General features: G+C 44.2%; 24 protein-coding genes. 8 read left to right on the forward strand and 16 right to left on the reverse strand.

Features of this window, described 5'->3' with window-relative positions; translation table 11 throughout:
* The first annotated feature begins 20 nt into the window (after positions 1 to 20).
* From ACTHQF_RS12350 to rpmA, 4 genes are all read left to right on the forward strand, one after another.
* The gene (locus tag ACTHQF_RS12350) at positions 21 to 1,406 is read left to right on the forward strand and encodes a dicarboxylate/amino acid:cation symporter (protein WP_440430525.1); all 1,386 of its coding nucleotides are present in this window, start codon (positions 21 to 23) and stop codon (positions 1,404 to 1,406) included.
* Between the two features lie 17 nt (positions 1,407 to 1,423).
* Complete coding sequence (locus ACTHQF_RS12355) at positions 1,424 to 1,936, forward strand: hypothetical protein (protein WP_440430526.1); 513 nt, start codon at positions 1,424 to 1,426, stop codon at positions 1,934 to 1,936.
* A 79-nt stretch (positions 1,937 to 2,015) separates the two neighbouring features.
* Positions 2,016 to 2,327: a 50S ribosomal protein L21 gene (gene rplU, locus ACTHQF_RS12360; protein WP_440430527.1), complete on the forward strand. Its 312-nt coding sequence runs from the start codon at positions 2,016 to 2,018 to the stop codon at positions 2,325 to 2,327.
* Positions 2,328 to 2,381: 54 nt separating this feature from the next.
* Positions 2,382 to 2,681 (forward strand): 50S ribosomal protein L27, encoded by a 300-nt coding sequence (rpmA, locus tag ACTHQF_RS12365; RefSeq protein WP_440430528.1) that lies wholly within the window; start codon positions 2,382 to 2,384, stop codon positions 2,679 to 2,681.
* Between the two features lie 65 nt (positions 2,682 to 2,746).
* Here rpmA and ACTHQF_RS12370 read toward each other — a convergent pair whose 3' ends face one another.
* Genes ACTHQF_RS12370 through ACTHQF_RS12380 form a run of 3 tightly spaced genes read right to left on the reverse strand, consistent with a single transcriptional unit; the run spans position 2,747 to position 7,622 of the window.
* Positions 2,747 to 3,712, reverse strand: coding sequence for a polyprenyl synthetase family protein (locus tag ACTHQF_RS12370; RefSeq protein WP_440430599.1), 966 nt, complete (start codon positions 3,710 to 3,712; stop codon positions 2,747 to 2,749).
* Between the two features lie 31 nt (positions 3,713 to 3,743).
* On the reverse strand, positions 3,744 to 5,876 hold the full coding sequence (rnr, locus tag ACTHQF_RS12375; RefSeq protein WP_440430529.1) for a ribonuclease R: 2,133 nt from the start codon (positions 5,874 to 5,876) through the stop codon (positions 3,744 to 3,746).
* 57 nt (positions 5,877 to 5,933) lie between these two features.
* The gene (locus ACTHQF_RS12380) at positions 5,934 to 7,622 is read right to left on the reverse strand and encodes an ABC transporter ATP-binding protein (protein ID WP_440430530.1); all 1,689 of its coding nucleotides are present in this window, start codon (positions 7,620 to 7,622) and stop codon (positions 5,934 to 5,936) included.
* 80 nt (positions 7,623 to 7,702) lie between these two features.
* On the opposite strand from ACTHQF_RS12380, the gene ACTHQF_RS12385 reads away from it, so the two are divergent.
* Positions 7,703 to 9,013 carry a nicotinamide mononucleotide adenylyltransferase gene (locus tag ACTHQF_RS12385; protein ID WP_440430531.1) on the forward strand — a complete coding sequence of 437 codons (1,311 nt, stop codon included), beginning with the start codon at positions 7,703 to 7,705 and terminating at the stop codon, positions 9,011 to 9,013.
* Between the two features lie 14 nt (positions 9,014 to 9,027).
* Here the strand turns inward: ACTHQF_RS12385 and ACTHQF_RS12390 are convergent, their stop codons facing one another.
* The gene (locus ACTHQF_RS12390; RefSeq protein WP_440430532.1) at positions 9,028 to 9,471 is read right to left on the reverse strand and encodes a GNAT family N-acetyltransferase; all 444 of its coding nucleotides are present in this window, start codon (positions 9,469 to 9,471) and stop codon (positions 9,028 to 9,030) included.
* A gap of 12 nt (positions 9,472 to 9,483) precedes the next feature.
* Positions 9,484 to 9,975, reverse strand: a complete 492-nt coding sequence (locus ACTHQF_RS12395; protein WP_440430533.1) for a YajQ family cyclic di-GMP-binding protein — start codon at positions 9,973 to 9,975, stop codon at positions 9,484 to 9,486.
* A gap of 150 nt (positions 9,976 to 10,125) precedes the next feature.
* Between ACTHQF_RS12395 and ACTHQF_RS12400 the strand changes: the two genes are divergently transcribed.
* From ACTHQF_RS12400 to ACTHQF_RS12410, 3 genes are all read left to right on the forward strand, one after another.
* On the forward strand, positions 10,126 to 10,548 hold the full coding sequence (locus ACTHQF_RS12400) for a hypothetical protein (protein ID WP_440430534.1): 423 nt from the start codon (positions 10,126 to 10,128) through the stop codon (positions 10,546 to 10,548).
* An 88-nt stretch (positions 10,549 to 10,636) separates the two neighbouring features.
* The gene (gene ppk1 / locus ACTHQF_RS12405) at positions 10,637 to 12,694 is read left to right on the forward strand and encodes a polyphosphate kinase 1 (RefSeq protein WP_440430535.1); all 2,058 of its coding nucleotides are present in this window, start codon (positions 10,637 to 10,639) and stop codon (positions 12,692 to 12,694) included.
* A 2-nt stretch (positions 12,695 to 12,696) separates the two neighbouring features.
* Positions 12,697 to 13,584: a Ppx/GppA phosphatase family protein gene (locus ACTHQF_RS12410; RefSeq protein ID WP_440430536.1), complete on the forward strand. Its 888-nt coding sequence runs from the start codon at positions 12,697 to 12,699 to the stop codon at positions 13,582 to 13,584.
* Here the strand turns inward: ACTHQF_RS12410 and ACTHQF_RS12415 are convergent.
* From ACTHQF_RS12415 to gndA, 11 genes are read right to left on the reverse strand one after another with little or no spacing between them, the layout of a single operon-like run.
* On the reverse strand, positions 13,574 to 14,041 hold the full coding sequence (locus ACTHQF_RS12415; protein WP_440430537.1) for a 4'-phosphopantetheinyl transferase family protein: 468 nt from the start codon (positions 14,039 to 14,041) through the stop codon (positions 13,574 to 13,576). The genes ACTHQF_RS12410 and ACTHQF_RS12415 overlap by 11 nt on opposite strands.
* A complete protein-coding gene (locus ACTHQF_RS12420) occupies positions 14,038 to 14,292 on the reverse strand; it encodes a phosphopantetheine-binding protein (RefSeq protein WP_440430538.1) in 255 nt (84 codons plus the stop codon). Before ACTHQF_RS12420 ends, ACTHQF_RS12415 begins: the two co-directional genes overlap by 4 nt.
* Positions 14,270 to 15,562 (reverse strand): beta-ketoacyl-[acyl-carrier-protein] synthase family protein, encoded by a 1,293-nt coding sequence (locus tag ACTHQF_RS12425; RefSeq protein ID WP_440430539.1) that lies wholly within the window; start codon positions 15,560 to 15,562, stop codon positions 14,270 to 14,272. The genes ACTHQF_RS12420 and ACTHQF_RS12425 overlap by 23 nt, the downstream gene beginning before the upstream one ends.
* Positions 15,555 to 16,001: a 3-hydroxyacyl-ACP dehydratase FabZ family protein gene (locus tag ACTHQF_RS12430; RefSeq protein WP_440430540.1), complete on the reverse strand. Its 447-nt coding sequence runs from the start codon at positions 15,999 to 16,001 to the stop codon at positions 15,555 to 15,557. The genes ACTHQF_RS12425 and ACTHQF_RS12430 overlap by 8 nt, the downstream gene beginning before the upstream one ends.
* A gap of 2 nt (positions 16,002 to 16,003) precedes the next feature.
* Positions 16,004 to 16,798 carry an SDR family oxidoreductase gene (locus tag ACTHQF_RS12435; RefSeq protein ID WP_440430541.1) on the reverse strand — a complete coding sequence of 265 codons (795 nt, stop codon included), beginning with the start codon at positions 16,796 to 16,798 and terminating at the stop codon, positions 16,004 to 16,006.
* Complete coding sequence (locus ACTHQF_RS12440) at positions 16,792 to 17,847, reverse strand: type III polyketide synthase (protein WP_440430542.1); 1,056 nt, start codon at positions 17,845 to 17,847, stop codon at positions 16,792 to 16,794. The genes ACTHQF_RS12435 and ACTHQF_RS12440 overlap by 7 nt, the downstream gene beginning before the upstream one ends.
* The gene (locus ACTHQF_RS12445; RefSeq protein WP_440430543.1) at positions 17,844 to 18,554 is read right to left on the reverse strand and encodes a methyltransferase domain-containing protein; all 711 of its coding nucleotides are present in this window, start codon (positions 18,552 to 18,554) and stop codon (positions 17,844 to 17,846) included. The genes ACTHQF_RS12440 and ACTHQF_RS12445 overlap by 4 nt, the downstream gene beginning before the upstream one ends.
* A gap of 1 nt (position 18,555) precedes the next feature.
* Positions 18,556 to 19,683, reverse strand: a complete 1,128-nt coding sequence (locus ACTHQF_RS12450; protein ID WP_440430544.1) for an NAD(P)/FAD-dependent oxidoreductase — start codon at positions 19,681 to 19,683, stop codon at positions 18,556 to 18,558.
* 12 nt (positions 19,684 to 19,695) lie between these two features.
* On the reverse strand, positions 19,696 to 20,421 hold the full coding sequence (gene pgl, locus ACTHQF_RS12455) for a 6-phosphogluconolactonase (protein ID WP_440430545.1): 726 nt from the start codon (positions 20,419 to 20,421) through the stop codon (positions 19,696 to 19,698).
* Complete coding sequence (gene zwf, locus ACTHQF_RS12460; RefSeq protein WP_440430546.1) at positions 20,421 to 21,932, reverse strand: glucose-6-phosphate dehydrogenase; 1,512 nt, start codon at positions 21,930 to 21,932, stop codon at positions 20,421 to 20,423. Before zwf ends, pgl begins: the two co-directional genes overlap by 1 nt.
* Before the next feature lie 10 nt (positions 21,933 to 21,942).
* The gene (gene gndA, locus ACTHQF_RS12465) at positions 21,943 to 23,352 is read right to left on the reverse strand and encodes an NADP-dependent phosphogluconate dehydrogenase (protein ID WP_440430547.1); all 1,410 of its coding nucleotides are present in this window, start codon (positions 23,350 to 23,352) and stop codon (positions 21,943 to 21,945) included.
* Positions 23,353 to 23,356: the final 4 nt, after the last annotated feature.

The raw sequence follows: 23,356 nt of genomic DNA on the forward strand, positions 1-23,356 counted from the left end.
ATACGCTTAATTTAAAGTGGATGTCTAAACAAAACAGATTAACTTTTTTCATTTTCTTAGCATTAGTTCTCGGGGTCGCTTTAGGTTACTACCTCAATGTTAAGTCTTTCAATACTTACAATAACACGATTTATGCAGCCGAATTAAAGATTAAAGAAATTGATGGTGAATTGCTTAAAGTTACCGATAGCAGTTCAGTGGTATATAAGAATCTGCAGCTTGATAAGCAACAAGCCATATCAAACAGCCAGGCTACGGAGAAAACCCGGGATAAAGCTTTAGAGCCGCTTACTTTACTAAGCGATATTTTCCTTCGGTTAATCAAAATGATTGTTGGTCCCTTAGTGTTCACAACCCTTGTAGTAGGCGTAGCGAAGGTAGGAGATATCAGCGCTGTAGGGCGAATTGGAGGAAAAACCATGCTGTGGTTTATTAGTGCCTCCTTCTTATCCTTGCTGCTAGGTATGATCATGGTAAACATCTTCAAGCCTGGTGAGGCAATGAATTTGCCACTGCCACCAAGTAACATTGATACCGGTGTTAAAGGCGTTGCTGTGTCCATGAAAGATTTCATATCGCATATTGTTCCGAAGAGTTTTGTGGAATCCATGGCGACGAACGAGATTCTTCAAATTGTAGTTTTTTCATTGTTCTTCGGTGTGGCGACTGCTGCGATTGGGGAGAAGGGGCATGTTGTAATCAGTTTCTTTGATTCTGTGTCACATGTCATTCTTAAAATTACCGGTTATGTAATGAACTTTGCACCTTTCGCAGTATTTGGTGCAATGGCGGCCATTGTGGCGAAGCAGGGGCTTGGAGTACTATCGACGTATGCCGTTTTTGTCGGGGAGTTCTACTCGAGTATGTTGCTCCTTTGGGTGTTGCTCATTTTTATTGGATATCTGATCTTAAAGAAGCGGGTATTCAACTTGATGAGTCGGATGAAGGAGCCGGTTCTGTTAGCTTTTAGTACCGCTAGTAGTGAAGCTGCATACCCTAAAACCATGCTCCAACTTGAACGATTTGGTTGCAAAGATAAGATCGTAAGTTTTGTACTTCCATTGGGCTATTCTTTCAATCTTGATGGATCGATGTTGTATATGACCTTCGCCTCGTTGTTTATTGCACAGTCGTATGGAATCGATTTGTCATTTGAACAGCAAATTACCATGTTGCTGATTCTAATGCTTACAAGTAAGGGGATTGCTGGTGTCCCACGTGCATCCCTGGTTGTTATTGCTGGTACCATTGCAACATTTAACATTCCGGAAGCGGGTATCGCGTTATTAATCGGTATAGATCCATTACTAGATATGGGTAGATCGGCTACCAACGTTATCGGAAACAGTTTAGCAACAGCTGTGGTGAGTAAGTGGGAGGGTGAATTGACGGAAGCTAATGACTAAACTAATTATAAAATTCTATGAGTAACAGAGCCAGGAAGATCTTTATTGTCGTAACAGTAATTATTCCTTTTCTAATTTATTGCGTGGTTTATTACACGCCTATACTTAAAAATGCACCTTTCAAATCCGCTGAATTCGTGTCCTTGAAATACAAATGGGGAGTAGGAGAAACGTTGGACAACTCCTATGATTCTGCAACTGGCGAATACCAGTACTTGAATGCGAAAGATTCCCTAGTGAAGACTAACGTAAAACTTCGTAAGGATGATATCATCTATCTGCATAACAAAGCTACGGAGATTGGCTTCTGGAATTTTCCAGATCTAATAGCGAACAATGCAGCTGATACGATTAGTCCGAAGATACTTCGCTACGAGCTCGAGTTTAATTATAAACGCGTGTCTAAGAAGGTGGTATACTTAAGTGATTATAGTGAAACGCCGAAGCTGCGTGATCTTGCTGTACAAATGAAAACGCTTGTAGAGCAAACAATTGCTGCTGCGGATGAACGATATGGAAAGAAAAACTAATCTCTTATGATTTTAGCAAAAATAATTCTATATTTGCACCTCAATAAATAAAACAATTTAAAATAATAATTATTAAACAATGTACGCAATAGTAAATATAGCAGGGCAGCAATTTAAAGTTGCAAAAGACCAGCATCTTTTTGTACACCGTTTGCAGGGAGATGAAGGCGCTAGTATTGAATTTGACAATGTATTGTTGGTTGAAGATGGTGGTAACATTTCTGTAGGAGCTCCTGCACTTAGTGGCGCAACTGTATCAGCTAAAATCGTGTCTCATTTAAAAGGTGATAAGGTTATCGTTTTCAAGAAGAAACGTAGAAAAGGTTACAAAAAGAAAAACGGACACCGTCAGTATTTCACCAAGATCCAGATTGAAAATATCAGTTTGTAATTAATATTTGTTTAATTAAAAGGTTAGGTTTCTAATCTTTAAAATATAAGTAAAATGGCACATAAAAAAGGAGCCGGTAGTTCCAGAAACGGACGTGAATCGCATAGCAAGCGCCTTGGTATTAAAGTATTTGGTGGACAGGTCGCTATCGCTGGAAACGTTTTAGTACGTCAGCGTGGTACAAAACACCACCCAGATAAAGGTGTTGGTATTGGCAAAGACCATACTTTATTCGCTTTAGTAGATGGTACTGTAGTATTCAAAAAGAAACGCGATAACAAATCTTATGTTTCTATCCTACCTTTAGAGGTTGAGAACGAAGTTGCTGCACCAGTAGCTGAGATCGCAGAATAATTATTATTCAAGCATAAAAAAAAGGTCATTGTATTTACAATGACCTTTTTTTATGCCCGGGGATTTTAACGTTCCCGGTTCATAAGCTCATTTGCCAGTTGGATAAGCTGTGACTTCTGCGACTCAGGTATATCGATCTGATCTAGGGCGTCGAAGGCCTTCGTCAGGTACCGTTGCATCTCTGCAGTTGCAAGTTCTTTGATCTGATACTGGTTGTATAGATTGGTTACATTCTGAACTTTGGAATCTGTCTCATTTGCAAACTGATCTGCTAGAATTGCTTGATCCTGGTTAGAAAGACGTTGCTGCAAGGACAGGAGCAGGAAGGTTTTCTTATTCGATTTGATATCACCGCCAACCTGTTTGCCAAATTTCTCCGGGTCTCCATATACATCCAGAATATCGTCCTGAAGCTGGAAAGCGATGCCAAGGTTTTCCCCGAAATCATAGATGCGCTCCGCATGTTCAGGGGTTGCTCTTGCGATGATAGCACCCAGCTTCATTGCTCCACCTACAAGTACAGCTGTTTTGAGCCGGATCATGTCAATGTATTCCGGTATACTGACGTTGTCACGTGTTTCAAATTCCATGTCCAGCTGCTGACCTTCACATACTCCTTGTGCAGTTGCATTAAATGTATTCAGTACATCCTTGAGAATGCTGCTGTCTACCTGGGCAAGTTGCTTATTCGCTTCCACCATCATGACATCTCCACTAAGAATGGCATTATTGGTTCCCCATTTTTCATGAACTGTCAGTTTGCCTCTTCGTAGCGGAGCATTATCCATAATGTCGTCATGGATTAAGGTAAAGTTGTGGAAGGTCTCGATCGCCAAAGCTGCAGGCATAGCCTGCATAATATCTCCATTGAACATATCCGTAGCGATAAGAACCAGTGCAGGCCGCAACCTTTTACCTCCAAGGTTCATGATGTATGTCAGCGGCTCATAGAGGTTCTTCGGGTGACTCGGGTATTTAATATTGGGGATTGCTTTTTCTATGAGCTGCTGCAGCTCATAGACCGTATGCATTTGTTCTTTCGTATTTGATAGCATCTTAAAATTAATCTTGTACCAGTGCGAAGTCGATCTGACGTTTTGAAAGATCTACTTTTTTAACTTTAACTTTTACTTCGTCACCGAGCTGATATACTTTCTTCTTCCGCTGTCCGATAATGCAGTAGTTCTTCTCGTCCAGTACATAGAAGTCATCAGCGATGTCGCGTAAACGCACCATACCTTCACATTTGTTTTCGTTCAGCTCAACGTACATACCCCATTCGGTAACGCCCGAGATGATGCCCATAAACAACTTACCAACATTCTCTTCCAGGTACTCTACCTGCTTGTATTTAATTGAGGCACGTTCTGCATCAGCAGCACGTTTTTCCATTGCTGAGGAGTGAGAAGCAGCCTCTTCGTACTCATTCTCATTAGCTGACTTCTGTTTGCCTAAGTAGGCAGCCATTAGTCGGTGCACCATTACATCCGGATAACGTCTGATGGGAGAGGTAAAGTGGGTATAGTGATCAAAAGCTAATCCATAATGGCTCGTTTTTTTAGTGGTGTAAATTGCCTTTGCCATCGATCGGATTGCAAGTTGTGTAAGCACGTTCTGCTCCTTTTTACCCTCCACGTCTTCCATGAGATAGTTCAGCGATTTTGCAATCTCTTTATCAGACTTCATGTTGATTTTATAACCGAAACGGGCGGCAAAAAGAGCGAAGTTGCCCAGATTCTCCAGGTTTGGAGAGTCGTGAGAGCGGTATACGAAAGTATACTTTTGTTTACCTTTCCCTTTTTTAGCCGCAAACTCCGCCACTTTTCTGTTGGCAAGCAACATGAAGTCTTCTATCAGTTTATGGGCATCTTTACGTTCCTTTACGTACACGCCCACAGGTTTACCTTTCTCATCCAGCTGGAATTTAACTTCTGTGCTTTCAAAGCTGATGGCGCCATTTTTGAACTTTCTGTCGCGTAGCACGTATGCCAGTTCATTAAGTTTCAGCAGTTCTTCTGCATAGTCTCCAGCCTTATTTTCGATAACCTCCTGTGCCTCTTCATAACTGAACCGCCGGTTGGAGTGGATTACCGTTCTGCCAAACCACTCATTGACTACATTAGCTTCATTATCCAATTCGAAAACTGCGGCAAAGCAAAGCTTGTCTTCATTAGGGCGGAGCGAGCATACGCCATTGCTCAGGCGCTCTGGTAGCATAGGGATTACACGATCTACCAAGTACACAGAAGTGGCCCTTGAGTATGCTTCTTTATCCAAGGCAGAGCCGGGCGTTACATAGTGCGAAACGTCGGCTATGTGAACACCTATCTCATAGTTTCCATTATCAAGCTTTTTAAAGGAAATAGCATCATCAAAGTCTTTGGCGTCTGCCGGATCAATGGTGAAAGTGATGGTATCCCGGAAGTCCTTACGTCCTTTAAGATCCTCAGCAGTGATTTCTTCAGGAATAGCATTAGCTTCTTTTTCCACCTCCTCAGGAAAGCTCAGGGGAAATCCAAACTGTGCTAAAATGGAGTTCATCTCCGTATCATTCTCACCTTGTTCGCCCAGAATATTCGTGATCTTTCCAATTGGGTTTTTGGCCCCTTCCGGCCAGTCGGTGATGGCGACCTGAACCTTCTGTCCATTCTTCGCCTCATTCAGATCAGTAAGCGGCACAAAGATGTCATGCAGCATCTTACGGTCATCTACCATCACAAATGCAAAGCGCTCGGAAATCTTAATTACGCCGATGAAGTCGGTCTTGTATCTTTCGATGATCTCTACAACCTCGCCTTCGTTCTTCCTTCCGCTCTTTTTTGCATAGATGTAGACCTTAACCTTGTCTCCATGTAATGCGGTGTGCAGTTTCCTAGCAGAGACAAACACATCCTTTTCCAGATCATCATCAGGAATGATGAAAGCAGCGCCGTCCGCCGTCATGTCGACTTTACCGATAATGAACGTTTTCAGTTCTTTAAGTCGGAACTTACCACGTTGCGGCTCTTCAAAAACACCTTTCGTCGTTTGTTCTTCTAATATTTCTAGGATTGTTTCTTTTGATTCGATATCAACTAAGTTGAGTTTAGCAGAAACCTGTTTGTAGTTTAGGGCTTCATTTTTGTTTTTGGTAAAAACATCGCTAATCAGTTGAGTTAAAACTTGTTTTAACTGATGTGATTTCTTTTTTGCCATAGTACGTTTGTGTATCACCCGAAGGTAACACTTTGTTATGATTTACATGCCCAAACGCTACAATTTTGACTTAGAGCCGGGTATTGCGGCAATCAGATTGCGGGTGTATAGCGCTTTGGGATTATTATATATTTCCTCAGGAAAGCCCGCCTCTTCAATCTTTCCTTTATTCATAACAATCATTCTATCCGAAATGTGTTTAACGACGGCAAGATCGTGTGAGATAAATATATAACTCAGGCCGAAGTCTGATTGCAGCTCTTTTAGCAGGTTCAATACTTGCGCCTGTACGGAAACATCCAAGGCAGACACGGACTCATCACAGATGATGAACTTCGGTTGTAATGCTAGCGCGCGTGCGATCACGATACGCTGGCGCTGTCCGCCGGAAAACTCATGCGGAAAGCGGTTGAAGTGCTCGGGCTTAAGATCTACCCGTTCCAACAGTTCAAGTACAACTTTCTTTCTTGCAGCGTAGCTTTTATGTAGATGATGTACTTCAAGCGGCTCCAGAATAGCTTGGCCAACCGTTACTTTGGGATTCAAAGCAGAATATGGATCTTGAAAGATAATCTGAATATCGCGCCTGGCTTTTCTCATCTCCGCCTTGTTTAAGGCACGCAGATCTCGCCGCTCGAAAAGCAGCTGCCCTGATGTTGGCTCAATTAAGCGTAGAATACTTCTCCCAAGGGTCGTTTTACCGCATCCGGACTCACCAACAAGCCCGAGGGTTTCACCTGGATAAACTTCCAGAGAGATGTCGTTTACCGCTTTCACATAGTCCTTAGCTTTCCCGAACATGCCCTGCTTAATTGGAAACCAGGTATTCAGGTTCTTTACCTTAAGAATTGGTTGCTGACTATATAGATGCGTTCTTCGTGCTTTTATTTCCAATGCGGAATATTGCTCTAAATGCACACTATGCCTGGCAGCATCAGGTTGAAGGAAGTCCGCTACGATCGGAAGCTTTTTCAAGAGCCTGCCCGGATCTGGTCTGCAGGCAAGTAGTCCACGGGTGTAAGGATGTTGGGGAGCAGAGAATATTGCTGTTGCAGGACCTTGTTCTACGATGTCACCTTTGTACATCACTGCAACATCATCTGCAATATCCCGAATTACCGCCAGGTCATGGGAAATGAAAATCATCGCCATGTGCCTTTCCTCTTTAATGCGTAGTAGCAGTTCAAGGATCATCTTCTGTACCGTTACATCCAGTGCGGTCGTTGGTTCATCGGCAATTAAAAGATCAGGATTGCAACTTAATGCCATAGCGATCATCACCCGCTGCTTCTGGCCGCCAGACAGCTGGTGCGGATAGCTGTTGTAAATCCCCTCCGGCCTTGGAAGCTGCACTTCAGAGAACAAGTCCAGTGTTTGCGCTTTTGCCGCTTCCCTGGTGCTGCGCTGGTGTAGCAGAATTGCCTCCTGCACCTGTTCCCCGCAAGTAAATACCGGATTAAGGGAGGTCATCGGTTCCTGGAAGATCATGGATATTTTGTTGCCGCGATAAGCCCGCATTTGATCTGTAGAGAGATCAAGCAAATTCACGTTGTCAAACTCGATTTTTCCACTGATTTGTGCTGTAGATTCGTCGAGCAGGCGCATGATGGAAAAGGAGGTTACTGACTTTCCGGAGCCGGATTCGCCCACGATCCCGAGCACTTTTCCTTTGTTGATTCTTAAGTTGACGTTTTTAACAGCTTTGATCAGGGACTTATCTTCCTGATTCAGAAACTGTATGTTCAAATTCTCTACGTTTACCATCAGCAACCCAAGATAGAAAATATAATGGTTACAAATTCGTGAGTTTCTGTTAATTTTGCAGCATGGAGAGAGAGATTCTGGATACTAAACGTAAAGCCTTAAAGATTAATTTAAACCCTAATATTTATGGAACCTTTGCGGAAATAGGAGCGGGGCAGGAAGTTGCCAGAAACTTTTTTACTGCAGGTGCTGCCTCCGGTACGGTGGCAAAAACCATGTCGGCTTATGACATGACTTTCAGCGACGCGATTTATGGCGCCGAGGAAACCGGACGCTACGTTAGTCAGTCCAGGTTGAGAAAAATGTTGAAATATGAGTTCGGCTTGCTACAGCAGCGGCTGCTTGGTGCCAAGTACGATTCGAGAACCTTCTTCGCTTTTGCGAATACGGTAACCACGCTGAACTATAATAAGTCTAACGACCCGCATGGCTGGGTAGGCATTCAGTTCCAATCACAACCCGGGGGCGAGCCCAATGAGATATTCTTCCATGTTCGTTTACTCGATACAGACGCTGCACTGCAACAAAATGTGCTTGGAATTATTGGCGTAAATCTGGTTTATGCCGCTTATTTCTATAATCAGGATCCCAAAACGATGATCGAGTCTTTGGCAGATAACCTGACCATAGGCTCTGTGGAGATCGACTTAATTTCCGTGAAGGGACCGGCATTTAAAGGAATCAATAACATCCTGCTGAACCTTTACCTCATCGTTAAAGACTTTTCAAGTGCTGCGATCTTCGATGCCTCGGGAAATCCAGTGCTACCAAAGGACTTGCTATATAAGAAGGATATCATGATCCTGCGCACTAAATACGCGCAAAAATCACTGCCCAACTTTAGCATGCTCAACAAAGCTGTCGACCAGTTTAAACGAACCGAGAACGTGAAAGAAGAAAATCTAAGCGTTTTGATCGAGGTGTTATTGTCTAACGTTTTAACTCCAGAAGCAGCAAGTCCTGAAATTGATCTGCATGCTATCGCTGTAAGGGCGGAAGAAATGTGTAAAACAGGCAATACGGTTATCGTTTCTAACTTTGCAAGACATAATAAACTGGCGAAGTATTTAGACCGCTGTAAGCCAAAGAGCGTGGGTATCTCAACCAACATTAACAACTTAAAATTTGTATTCAACTCCAGTAATTTCGGTGAAAACTATACCAGTATGTTACTGAGTTATGTTAGCGACATGTTCAGTAAGAACGTTAAGCTTTTTGCTTACCCCTTCCTGGACAAGAAAACCAATACGGTAATTACCTCAGCGAATATGCCGGTAACACCAGACGCTAAACCTTTATTCGACTTCCTGATTTTGAATGGTTACATCACCGATATCAAGGAGTATAGTGAGGAAGATGTGCGCACGGTTTAAAGCTCCCACAACATTTAGTTGCCTAAGGCATAAGGGTCTTTAATCACCACGGCCATGAAGTTTGCGGGATTTTCGATGGGCTTAAATCCAAACTTTTCATAAAGGCTATGGGCATCCCGGGTAGAAAGCATATAGCGCCTTAGCCCCTGCAGATCGTTATGAAACAACATCAGCGACATGAGCTTTTTCATCAAACCCTGACCTTGAAATTCAGGTAAAACATATACGTCAGCGAGATAGGCAAAAGTAGCTTTATCCGTAATCCACCGTGCAAAGCCTATTTGCACGGTGTTTTTGTATATTCCGAAGCAGAGCGAATTATCAATTGAACGTTGTACCGTTTCAAATGGGATTCCAGCTGCCCAATACGATCCATTACGGAGAAAATCGTAGATGGCAGTAACATCCAGCTTATTTACATCGTCGGAAAAGATAAAGCCGTTCTCTGAGATCTCCATGTTTAACTGAATTTAGCTTCGCATATTGATGAACTGCAAGGGTTGACCAAAGTCTTCTTTTCTGCAAAGCGCAATGACTGCTTGAAGATCATCGATGTTTTTCCCCTGTACACGGACCTGGTCTTCCATAATCGAACCCTGGACCTTTAAACCACTACTTTTAATCTTGGCAACGATCTTCTTTGCAATTTCCTTATCAAGGCCTTCTTTAATCGTAATTTCTTTGCGGATCATATTTCCGGAAGCATACTGCTCTTTACCAAAATCTAAACTGGCAGCGTCCAGGTTTTGCTTAATCATCTTCGAGATGATGGTGTCCTGAATTGCTTTTAGTTTCATGTCGTCTTCCGTTACAACAGTGATGACATTGGTTTTTTTATCATGATCGATGGTACTTTTTGAGGTACTGAAATCATAGCGGTTCAGAATTTCCTTCTTCGCATTGTTCATCGCATTATCGAAGGTCTGTGCGTCTACTTTACTTACAATATCGAAACTGGGCATGATTATAGCTTTTAAATGAAAATTATATTAGATTTAGTAAAAATCTTTGTTGTTGTACAAATCAACGAAAAATAACTTGAGTATAGAAAGTACCCATTTAATTTATTGCTGCTCACTCTGGTTAATTTTTTTACCATTTCCCATCGCATTATGAAAGCAAATAAGACTGATAGTCAAAAGAAAGCCGCAAAAAAGGCCGAGAAAAAAGCCCTTGAAGAAAGCCTTACAACAAAGTTGTTTGAAGCTGTAAAAAGTTTAGGGCATGATGCAGAGAAAATAGGGGAAGACCTTATACTGGTAAGTAAATTCGTAGCAAAGAAGATTTCTAAACGGATGAAATCCACCAAGGCTGAAGCTCCTAAAGAGCCTAAAGAACCTAAGCTGAAGCCCCAGGTTGCGGTGAAAACAAAACCAGCGGCCATCAGTAATAAAGAAAATACTGCTGCTCCGCTTGCCACCGAAACTATACCCGTAAAAATAGCCAAGCCTCGCACTAAATCGACCAAAGCAGTTAAAGCTCCTGCGAAGAAAGCGAAACCTGCCGCCACCACTGATAAAGAGCATATCAATTAGCGCTGCCTAACATAAAGTTAATATTGTTTTAACATTAGAATAGGCAGTTTTGTTATTCAGTGTGTATTGGGTGATTTAATAGCGATATATGAATAAAAAGAAAGTTCCTTTCTTAAACAGGGAAATTAGCTGGTTGTATTTCAATGAGCGAGTCTTGCAGGAAGCAGCAGACGAGAGCGTTCCCCTGATCGAAAGAATTAAGTTTTTATCCATATTCTCCTCCAACCTGGACGAATTCTACCGTGTACGGGTAGCCACAATGTCCAGATTGTCGAATTTAAATGAGAAAGCGAAAGAACTATTAGGGTTTAACCCAAAAAAGGTACTCAACGAGATTAAGAATATCGTTGTTAAACAGGAACGCAAATTTGAGGACCTCTTCCAGGAAACGCTAATCAATGGCCTGGCAAAGAACAGGATCTTCATTCTTGATGATTCACAACTAAACGTCTCGCGAGGAGCTTTTGTCCGTGAGCATTTTCAAGATAAAATCCTTTCGAATTTAGTACCAATCATCATTGATCTCGATCAACCTTTTCCCGAGCTTAAAGACCGCCGTTTGTATTTCTTCGTACGCCTGCTTAAAACGGGCACGAAAATCACGGAGAAGTTTGCATTGATTGAAATCCCAAGTACCCTGCCAAGGTTCCTGGTCTTACCGGAAACAAACGACCTCAAGTTTATCATTCTGGTTGAAGACATCATCAAGTACTGTCTGAATGATATTTTTTATGTTTTCAACTACAATGAGCTGGAGGCATATACAATTCAAATTACACGGGATGCCGAACTGGACATTGATAAACGGGTCAGCGAAAAATTTATAGATGAGCTCAAGGCAAGTCTGGATAAACGCAAAAAAGGGAAGTTGATACGGCTGCTGTATGATACGGCAATGCCCTTTGATATGTTATCAATTCTGGTGTCTAAAATGAAGCTCGATGCGGAAGGCTTGATCCCTGGCAACCGTTACCACAGGTTTGGCGACTTCATCAAGTTTCCAAACGTTGGTCCTAAATCTTTGGAGTATCCAACCACTGTACCCTTGAAAGTTAAAGGGCTACATCCCACGGAAAGTATCATCAATAAACTGGCGGAGCGTGATTACCTGATCAACCTCCCTTATCAATCTTACGACTACATCATTCTGTTCCTCCGCGAGGCTGCCATCGATCCGAAGGTCACCGAAATTCACATTACCCTATATCGGCTTGCTGAAAACTCCAAGGTGATCAATGCCCTGATCAATGCTGCTAAGAACGGCAAAAAGGTGCACTGCCTCGTAGAATTGAAAGCGCGTTTCGATGAGGAAGCAAATATCTTCTGGTCAAGCCGACTACTTGAGGAAGGTGTGAATGTTAATTACGGACTTACCGACTACAAAGTGCACTCCAAAATATGTCTGGTCAAGCGCATGGAAAAAGGGAGAGCAGTCTATTACGCCAACCTCGCCACCGGAAATTTCAATGAGAAAACGGCGCGGATATATTGTGATCACAGCATTTTCACCTCCAGGAAGGAGATTACCAAAGATCTGCTTAAACTCTTTACGGCCTTGAATAAGAAAACGATCGCAAAGGGCTTCAAACATCTTATTGTTTCCCCATTAGAAAGCAGGAGCAAGCTTTATCAGCTTATAGATCGGGAAATCCGGATCGCAAAGAGTGGAAAACCTGCATACCTCATCTTTAAGGTTAACAGCCTCGCGGATGAAGGCATTGTAGAAAAGCTCTATGAAGCGAGCAATGCCGGGGTAAAGATCAAAATGATTGTACGTGGTATTTGCTGCCTTATTCCAGGGATAAAGGGCTACAGCGAGAACATTACGGTAATCAGTATTGTAGACAAGTTCCTGGAACATGCCCGGATATTTATTTATGGTAATCAGGGGAATGAAGAAATGTATCTTTCCTCAGCAGATCTGATGACCCGGAATTTCGAACACCGGGTGGAAGTGGGGTTCCCGGTCTTAGATAAAGAGGTTAGAAAAGAGATCCGGGATATCATAGACTTTCAGCTTCAAGACAATGTGAAAGCCCGTGATATCACCAGGCTTAATAATAATAAATATCACAAAAACCGCTCTGCAATTAAGGTTAGGGCACAAGTTCAAACATATAACTACCTTAAAAACAAGCATCAATAATTATGTTGAGATACGCCGCAATAGATATCGGTTCCAATGCTGTACGACTGCTGATTGCAGACATCAGCCTCGGCAACCAACGTTATGAGTTCAAGAAAAACACCCTGATCCGGGTTCCCTTACGACTGGGTGATGATGCCTTTTTAAACAAAGAAATCTCCGAAAGGAAGATTGAGGATATGGTTAAGACCATGACTGCCTTTAAAAACCTGATGGATGTATATCAGGTGAGTCATTATATCGCCTGTGCAACATCTGCCATGCGCGAAGCTGGCAATGGCAAGGAAATCGTAAAGATCATCAAGCGTAAAGCTAATATCAACCTGGAGATCATTGAAGGTCAGCGGGAGGCCAGCATCATCGCCGCCAACCATATTGAAGAAACACTGGACGAAAACCGCGGCTACCTTTACATTGATGTGGGTGGCGGAAGTACCGAGCTCACCATCTTTGTCAACCGCAAACAAGTAGCCTCCAAATCATTCAACATCGGAACCATCCGTATACTTGATAATCAGGACAAACCCGAAACCTGGGACGAGATGAAGGACTGGGTTAAAGTTCAGACGAAAAACTATAAGAATCTTGCTGCTATCGGTACAGGTGGAAACATCAACAAACTGTTTAGGATGTCTGATGAGAAAGACGGAAATCCCATGTCCTTTACCAAGCTCAAAAATCTCTATAATGACCTAAATAGCTACTCTTTGAAAGAAAGGATCCGCGTTTTCAAGCTTAATGCAGACAGGGCCGACGTGATTATTCCAGCATCAGAGATCTATCTTACCTTGATGAAATGGACAGGTATCAAGCAGATATATGTGCCACGAGTGGGTATGGTTGACGGTATAATCAACCTGCTGATTGAAGAGAATTTGCCTAAAATATAAGCGCAAGATACCGGCCATGGTGACTTACACTTAGAGGAGCCATGGCCTTGTAGTCTATACCTGCAGTTAATGGATACATACATAGATTAAGGCCATCCAAATTCGGCGGCACCTGAGAAGCGATGCTGTGAACATAGTCACCTGACTTGATTTCGCTCCTGGTTACGTAAGCACATCCATTGATCTGTACTTCTCCATGATATTCTGCAGTTTCTACCGAGGATAGCTTACAACCCAACTTATGTGGCGCAAATTCCCGCACACCAGACTGCCTGTTGTAAATTTTGTAAGCAGCTTCCTTCATACTCCATAACAGCCAGACCATTTCTGATGGCTTTGTCGCAAGCATAATATATTGCTGTTCTTGTTTACTGAAAAGCTTGTGCAAAAAGCCCCGTCGCATCCAGTTGCTTTCCCTGGAAGCATGCTGCAGGTCTACCAGGTCATTGCCAATCATTTCTCCTGAATTTTACCTCGAATAATATCCATAGATGCTTGAACCGTAAGCATTTTCTGCATGGAATCATTGTCAATCTCGATATCAAATTCCTCCTCTACATCCAAGATAACATCAACCAGGTTGGCTGAATTAATCTTAAGATCATTAATGAAGTCGGTCTCTGGGGCCATACGCTCCAGTGCCGCTTTGTCCTGTGCATACATTGCTACAATCGGTTTCAAACGACTAATTAGTTCCTGATTCTCCATCTTTATACTTTTTAAAAACGATGCATGAATTTACATCGCCGAAGCCAAAGCTTGCTTTTACTAAAATATTGAATTCCCGGTGTAATAAAGCCTGCGGAATGCAACTGCTGTCAATCGTTTCCAGCACTTCCGGATGCAGATCTTCGCAGTTGATGTTTGGAAAGATAAACCCTTCATGAAGCTCCAAAACAGCGGCGACAGATTCGATGCTGCCGGCAGCACTAAGGCAATGACCAACCATGCCTTTAAGGGTATTGATCATAGGGAAATCCTTGCCAGATCGTTTCAGTGCTTCGCTCCAGTTTCTGATCTCAAGTCCGTCCATTGCTGTCGCCGTAAGATGACCGTTGATTACGTCCACATCCTCCGCAGAGATCCCGGCGTTCGTCAGGGCAGTGGTGATACATCGTTGTACGGCTACCGGGTTCGGCGCCGTCATGGAGCCTGCACCACGTTGCCCACCAGAGTTGCTGTTGCCACCTAAGATCTCCGCATAAATCTTTGCCCCACGCGCTAAGGCATGTTCCAGCGACTCCACCACAAAGGCCCCAGCACCACTGGAGGGCACAAAGCCGCTTGCGGAAGCACTCATGGGCCTGGAGCCCATTTCAGGGCTCTGGTTATGCTTATACGTGCACACCTTCATGGCATCGAAGCCGCCCCAGATATAGGGACCGCTGTCGCTGGTTGCGCCAGAGAGCATGATGCTCGCCTGTCCGGATTTAACACGTTCATAACACATCAGCAGGCTTTCTGTTCCGGTGCAGCAGGCAGAGGAGTTGCTGTAAACCTGATTGCCCAGTCCAAGCTTTCCCGACAAGTACGCACTCACACCGCTGTTCATCGTTTGTACCACTACGGTGCTGCCCAGGCGCCTGGCTTGCAGTTCATCAATTTTGTAAATGGCTTCCCGGAAGCGGTCGATCCCCGACGTACCGGCGCCAAAGATCATTCCATAGTCCCAGGATGGTTCATCTGAGGTGTTTACTGCTAATCCGGCATCCGCCCAGGCATCCATCCCGGCAATAACGCCGTAAAGAATGCCCGTGCTATTGAAGTTTCGAAGCTCCAGTGGGCTAAAGTCACGGGAGATCAGCTCCGCAGTAAGTACCGGCTTACCGGCAATCTGACACGAAAACTGAAGGGCTTCCAGCTGAGTATCAAACTGAATACCCGAGCGCCCGGCCATTATCGCTGCACGGAAATCCTGCAAGCCAAGGCCATTTGGCGCTACCACGCCCATCCCCGTTATAACAACCCTCTTAGCCATTTAACTTGGTAGTCACCATGCCAGACAAGGTTCCTTTGCAAACGATATCACCAGCTTCATTTTTCATTTGCACATTACAATGCAACTTCTTAAACCTGAAGTAGATCTTTTCCGAGCTTACCGTCACTTTTTCTCCTGGGAAAACCGGCTTCATAAAATCGATGGCTGTAGATGTGAGCATAACGTGCCCGGTTGCGCCTTCAGCAGTATTTCCGAGCAAAAAGAAGCCGAGACAAACCAAGCCTATCTGCGCCATGGTTTCCGTAAGTATTACACCCGGTGTAACCGGGTGATCTTTAAAATGTCCCTTGTAGAAATCCAGTTCAGGATTGAAGGTAAATGTTCCTCTTGTACCATTTTCATCGATGTGATCCAGGCTGTCTACAAAATGGAAAGGTGCAGCGTAGGGCAGCTGACTTAAAATTTCTTCTTTATTCATAATTAACTTATTTGTTCGCCGCCGTCTACAGGCAGCACAACACCATTGATCCATGCCGCTTCATCTTTGCAAAGCAGGTAAACGACCTTGGCGACATCCTCCGGTGTTGTTAGTCTATTAAAAGGGTTTCTGTTTATGCTATGTGTTTTTAGTGCTTCACTTCCTGGTATTTTCCTGAGGGAGAGGGTATCGGTCACTCCTGCCTGGATGCAATTTGCGCGAATCCCAAAGGGCGCATACTCCAAGGCTATGCTTCTGGTGATCGCTTCCAAAGCTGCCTTGGCTGCCGATACTGCAGCATAATACTTCCATGCTCTTGATGAACCTTCACTGGTAAAAGAGATAACCCTGGCGTCATCAGCGAACAAACCGGCCTGGTGTAGCGCAGCAGTCCAGTCGCTTAAACTGATGGCCATGTTCTGCATGGTAAGCAAGAAATCCTCCGTGCCTAAAGCGTTTTCCGGACCACTAAGCGACTTGAGATTTCCCTTTGCAATGCTATGCAGCAGGCAACGTACGCGCCCGGTGTCAGCCTTTACCTCAGCAAGTTTTTTGATTACAATATCGCGGCTTTCGGATCGGGTTACATCCAGGTTAAAGGTAGTCAACGATACGCCAAAAGCACGTATTTGCCTGAAAGATGCCTCAATAGCTTCCATTTGCGTACGGCTGTTCCTGTGAATCAGGCAGATGTTCATACCTTGCTCAGCCAGCTTTATTGCAGATGCAAGCCCCAGGCCGCTGCTGCCGCCCAGTACCACCGCCCAAAAACCCCTGCCTTCAAATTCTTTTACCATTTAAGTAATACTCTTTGTGCCGAAAAGCCAGGTCCAAAGCTCAACATCAATCCTAAGTCGCCTGCCTTAGCGCGACCTGGTTCCATAAAACGCTCCAGAACATACAGCACTGTTGCGCTCGACATGTTTCCAAACATCCGCAAAATTTCTTTTGTATCATCAATGTTTTTCCCCATAGTACCGAATAATTCTTCAACAAGCTGGACGATCTTCTTTCCGCCGGGATGAAAAACCAAATGGTCAATGTCCGCGATATTGAGGTTCTGTTTAGCTAAAAAAGGATGTATGATCAGGGGAAAGTGCTCCGCAATTGTATCCGGCACTGCAACATCTAAGACCATCTTCAAACCACCATTGGTTAGATCAAAACCCATCATGTGCTCGGCCTCATAAAAGTGATACATTTCCCCGGCGATAATTTCTGGCCCCTGGTCGTCTTGATGCGAAGACAATAAAACGCATGCTGCGCCATCACCGAATATGGCTGCACTCACCATGTTGGACATCGAAAAATCGTCTAACTGAAAGGTAGCAGACGGAGATTCAACCGCTACCACTGCCGCGCGTTTTCCGGGATTGGATTGCAAAAAATTCTTCGCATAAATAATTCCGGAAACGCCAGCTGCACAGCCCATTTCTGTTACTGGCAATCGCAGCACATCCTGTTTCATGTGTAAGCGGTTGATCAAATAGGCGTCCAAAGAGGGAATCATAATTCCCGTGCAGCTTACCGTGATTAGAATCTCGATGTCTTCCGCATGCCAGCCCGCTTTTGATACAGCCTCACTTAAACACTGCGCACCCAGGTTGATGCTTTCCCGCATATATATCCGATTCTTTTCTTCAAAGGAAGTCTTGCTGAAAACCTCCTCGGGCGACATGATCGAATAGCGTTTATCTACTGCAGCATTCTCGAAGATCTTCTTTACTTTTCTGAGGAACCGGCCATCCTGACCATCAAGCCATGCATCCAAGTAGGGGATGATCTCTGCTGTTGTCCTGGAATACGGTGGTATCGCTTTGCCGACGGCTGTGATTTTTACGCTCATAAAGAAGAAATAATCCATTGATAACGAAAAGCCCAGCGCCATTTAATGCTGACTTTCCTAAACTGTAGTGCTTTTGTGTACTGCTCGAGATCCCGCCTCTTGAAGCCCCTCAAGATGGAAACAAGGCCATCTTCACGCGACATCTCATTTAATCCGAATACATAACACAATGCGGTGAATAGATAATACGCTAGTTTGCTGCGGTGTAAATCATTGATTACAATACCCAATTTCGCATGTGCATGAAAGAAGCCGAGCAGGTTCAAAATCTCGTTATCTTTGAAGTGGTGCAGGGTAAGCGTACACAATATAATGTCAAAGTTTGGAGCGGGTAAGTTCTCCATGAAAATATCCTCACAATGGTAGCTGATGTTGGGGTATTCCGCAGACAAACCCGACGCATGTTCAATGGTGAAAGCGTTTGCATCTATACCATATAACCTGAAGTTATAACCTGAACGTAGGCCATAATCGGCGAGGGTCCTGAGCATATCACCGTTCCCACAGCCGACATCCAGTATATGAATGGTTGCTGTTTTGTCAATACCTCTTAATAGCGCTGTCACGCCATCCAAGGTAACTTTGTTGCCACCTAACAGTTTATTGATACTGGCAATCTTATCCAATGCATCACGTAATATTTCACCTTTCATGGCAAAATCATCCATGATTTCGGCTGCGTTGCTTCTATAAGTCGTATCTACCATATTATCGCATCTGTAAAGGGCTGCCATGCGTCATCCTGATCATGGGTTTAAACAGCGCCGGAAAGTTTACCAGTACTTTCATAACGATTTCTGCGGCCGCAGGTTTTAACAAAATGCCTGATAATAATTTCCCTGCCTGTATCCTTGTTCTAAACTGGGCATTCCATTGTTGCACATACTGGTTTTCCAGGGCGGATCTTGAAGTAATTCTGCCTTCCAGATATTCGAGGACCAATGCGGAACAAACCCCCGCCGCATGGATGGCCATACTCATGCCATTGCCGCACAAAGGATGAATCAACCCTGCGGTGTCACCAATCATCAGGACATGGTCTTTGACCTTTTCCTTGGAATCAAAAGCGATCTGACTAATACTGAGCGGCGTTTCATACATCATGGAACTATGCTCCATCAGCCTTTCGAGCTGCGGATTTTGATAAAGCACCTGCTGCTGATGTTCCCGGATGTTCCTGAACTTTTTGAAGGATTCGTAGTTTACCAGATAGCAGATGTTGATGATATCATTTTCGACCTTTGATACGCCACAATAGCCGCCCTGAAAATTATGCAAAGCGACTAGATCCGAGGGATGTGGACCTTTATAGTGCGCCTTTATAGCCAGCCATGGTGAGCGTTGTTTTACAAAGGGACGATTCAGCGCATGGTCCAGCTGTTCGCGCTTTCCAAATGCGCCAAGTACAACTTTTGCATGAAAGGTCCTGTTTGAAGTATGTACCTCAAATTCATCTTGCCTGAAATGTACATCTTTAACCCGGTCATGTATAATGGTACACCCGGCAGCTATTGCTTTCTGGTACAGGTATTCGTCTAATTTGTACCTGCTGATTCCAAAGCCTCCATGGGGAAGATTAGTTTCACAACTGCTTCCCCCAAGGTTGCTCACTTGAAGTCTGGAAATCTGATTTGGAAAAAGTACCGCCGGATCTGCGTTCAGATAGCGCAGATACGGCAGTACTTCGTTTGAGATATATTCACCACAAACCTTATGCTGTGGATAGGTATTCTTTTCTATTAAAATCACCTGCTTGCCTGCGTTGCACAGGTGGATCGCACTACTCAATCCGGCAAGGCCTCCGCCAACGATTAAAACCTCAGCACGGAGTTCCATAGCTGATTTATTTTAGCTGTTGAGCAATGCAGCCGCTTCCTGATCTAAAAACCAGGTAACATGACCATTTGGTGGATTAATCAACTGTGCCGGGTATAAGCTCGTATTTTCCTCTTCGGACTCAATTACGTTTTTAACAGCATCGGCTTTTGATTTACCGAAAACCAAAAACGCAATGTTTTTTGCATTGTTGATCAGGCCAGCCGTCATGCTGATCCGGTAAGTGTTTAGCTTCTCCACAAAAACAGCTTCCACGCCAACTTCAGAACTTTCCAGAATCTCGGTCTCCGGGAACAATGATGCCGTGTGTGCGTCATCACCCATTCCCAATAAGATCAGGTCAAACGAAGGCTGTGCACCATTGAAGTGCAAAAGGATGGAATTCTGATAAGCTGCAGCCGCCTCAACAGGACTCAAATTGGTATCAACATAGAAAATATGATCCTCTTTGATGCCAAGCGGTTTGAGCAAACTTTCAGCCGCCATCAAACCGTTATAATCCTTGTCTGTTGCACTTACATTACGTTCGTCTCCGAAAAAGAAGAACACCTTTTGCCAGTCCAATTGATCCTTATATTTGGTCGCTAGCTGTTGATAGAGCGTCTTTGGAGAGCTGCCGCCGGTTAATACAAAGTTAAACCTGCCGCTTTCCGCAATGGCATCATTTCCGATTTTCAAAATAAACTCAGCGAGGTCTTCCAGCAGTTCGTCTTTGCCGTGGTATATTAATAAATTCATTATTCTTTATTTAAGGGTAGGGTAAACCAGTGAAATCCGTCTCTTGCAATTAGGGCTTCTGCATCTTCAGGTCCCCATGAATCCGCGGTGTAGTTCGGGAAGCTTAACGATTTTTTATTCTCCCAGGCATTGATCACTGGCATCAACAACTCCCATGCACTTTCAACCTGATCTGCACGCATAAACTGCGTTTGATCACCTGTCATAACGTCCAGCAGCAGGGTCTCATAGGCCTCCGGTGTAGAGGTGTTGTAGGTCCCTTTATAGTCAAATACCATGTCAACCGGATTCAAAACCATGTCCAATCCTGGACGTTTGGCCTGTACCTGTAAGCGGATGCTCATCTCTGGCTGGATGCTGATGATCAGCCGGTTTTGTTGCCAGTGCTCGGAAACGCCAGATGGAAAGATATGATGCGGTACATCCTTAAACTGAATCGATATCACTGAGGAGGTTTGAAACAGTCGTTTACCGGTCCTTACGTAAAACGGAATACCTTGCCAGCGCCAGTTATCGACAAAGAACTTCAGCGCTGCAAAGGTTTCGGTGTTCGACTCCGGATCAACATCTTTCTCATGTCTGTATCCAGGTACTTCTTTCCCCTCAACCCAACCTTTGGTATATTGGCCGCGCACGGTGGCAAAGCGGATAGCCTCCGCATTAAATGGGCGCATGGCTTTTAACACGTCGACCTTTTTATTTCTAATTTCATCGGCATCAAAGTTTACCGGCGTTTCCATCCCGATCAGACATAATAGCTGAAGGATGTGATTTTGAATCATATCCCGTAATGCACCTGCACCGTCATAGTAGCCACCGCGGTCACCTACACCCAACTGCTCCGTTACGGAGATTTGAACGTGATCAATGTAAGTACGGTTCCAAAGTGGTTCCAGCAGTGAGTTTGCGAAACGGAACGCCATGATGTTTTGCACCGTTTCTTTACCGAGGTAATGGTCGATCCTATAGATCTGTTTTTCAGTGAAAATACCAGTCAGCAGCTTGTTAAGTGCTCTGGCACTGTCCAGATCCCTGCCGAATGGTTTTTCAATCACGATCCTGCAGGTTTCTTCGTTCCCGGCCAGGTCATACCTGGAAATACATTCTGCGATAAGCGGGAAAAGATCCGGCGCAACTGCGAGATAATAGAGCACCTGCGTCTGCGGGCCAAACTCATCCTGATATTCCTGGATAAGTGTTTTCAATCCTGCAAATGTTTCAGGTGCAGAAACATCAACGGGTGTATAGCGAACATGTTCCGAAAACACATCCCACTTGGCGTCATCAACACGACCGTTTCTGGAGAAGCTATTGACCCCATCTTTAAGCATCTCACGGAATTTATCATCTTCCAGCTTCTTTCTTGAAGTTCCTATAATAGCAAACTGCTGGGGCATGAAATGATCACTATACAGGTTGTATAATGCCGGTGCCAGCTTACGCATATTTAAATCACCGGTACCGCCAAAGATCACTACGATGGTCGGTTTAACATTAATAGATGTCTTCATAATTTTAGGATCAATTTTCGGCATTCCAGTTTGCATGGAAAATACCTTCCTCATCGGTACGTTCAAATGTATGTGCGCCAAAGAAATCTCTCTGGGCCTGGGTCAGGTTACTTGGTAGGTTTGCGGTTCTTAGAGAATCGAAATAGGTCAGGGCGGAGGCGAAGGCCGGTATGCCGATCCCGTGGTTCATTGCGGTACTGCATACCTTGCGGACACCAGAAAGGGTTCCTGCAATTTTCTGCTGTATATTTTGATCTTCAAACAGATGTTCAAGATCAGGTTTTGCCTGATAAGCAGCATAGATATCCTGTAACAGTTCCGCACGGATGATACATCCGCCACGCCATATCTTAGCAATTTCGTCAAGCTTTAGTTCATATTTGTATGCCTCGGAAGCCTGTGTCAACAGATGCAAACCTTGTGCATAGGAAACGATCATGGAGAAATACAATGCGTTTTCCAGATCAACGATGAATTGTTCCGGATCGTCAATTTTGGTTTCAGGTTTCTCAAATGCTTCAGATAGCGCAACGCGCAGTTTTTTCAGCTTGGATAAATCGCGCGTACTTACGGCCTCGTTAATGGTCGGGATCGGCAAGTAAAGATCCATGGAAACCTGAGAGGTCCATTTGCCAGTACCCTTTGATTTTGCCTCGTCTTTAATCAGGTCAATGAGCAGTTTTCCGGTTTTTTCGTCTTTAAATTTAAATACATCCGCGGTAACCTCCATCAAAAAGGACTTCATACGTCCTGCATTCCATTCTTTGAAGGTGGCTTCAATTTGCTCATTGTTGTAAGCCAGGCTATTCTTCATAATATCATAGGCTTCCGCAAGCAGCTGCATCATTGCATATTCAATTCCGTTATGCACCATTTTCACGAAGTGACCTGCAGCACCCGGACCGATGTAAGTTACACAAGGCTCGCCGTTCACCTTTGCAGACACCGCCTCAAGAACTTCCTTCATTGCACTATAGGCCTGTTTATCGCCACCAGGCATCATACTTGGCCCAAAACGTGCACCTTCTTCACCGCCGGAGATACCCATGCCGAAGAAGTGTATGTTTGTTTTTGATAAGTCTTCGGCTCTGCGGCTGGTATCGGTAAAGTGGGAGTTACCACTATCGATAATCATATCACCGGCTTCCAGTAAGGGCTGTAGCTCTGAGATCACACTATCAACGATTGGACCCGCGGGAACTAAAAGCACAATCCGGCGTGGAAGTTCCAGGCTTTGAACAAATTCTTCAAGCGAGGCATGGCCTTTTAAATTCTTATCTTTCCCATCTTCCTCAAGTTTGGCAAGCATCTTCGGATCCTTGTCATACCCGGTAACTTCGAAGCCGTGGTCGGCCATGTTTAGCAATAAATTTCGGCCCATGGTTCCAAGGCCAATCATTCCTAAGGTGTATTTTTTCATTTGT

This window comes from Pedobacter sp. SAFR-022, from assembly GCF_051965375.1.
Classification (GTDB): Bacteria; Bacteroidota; Bacteroidia; order Sphingobacteriales; family Sphingobacteriaceae; genus Pedobacter.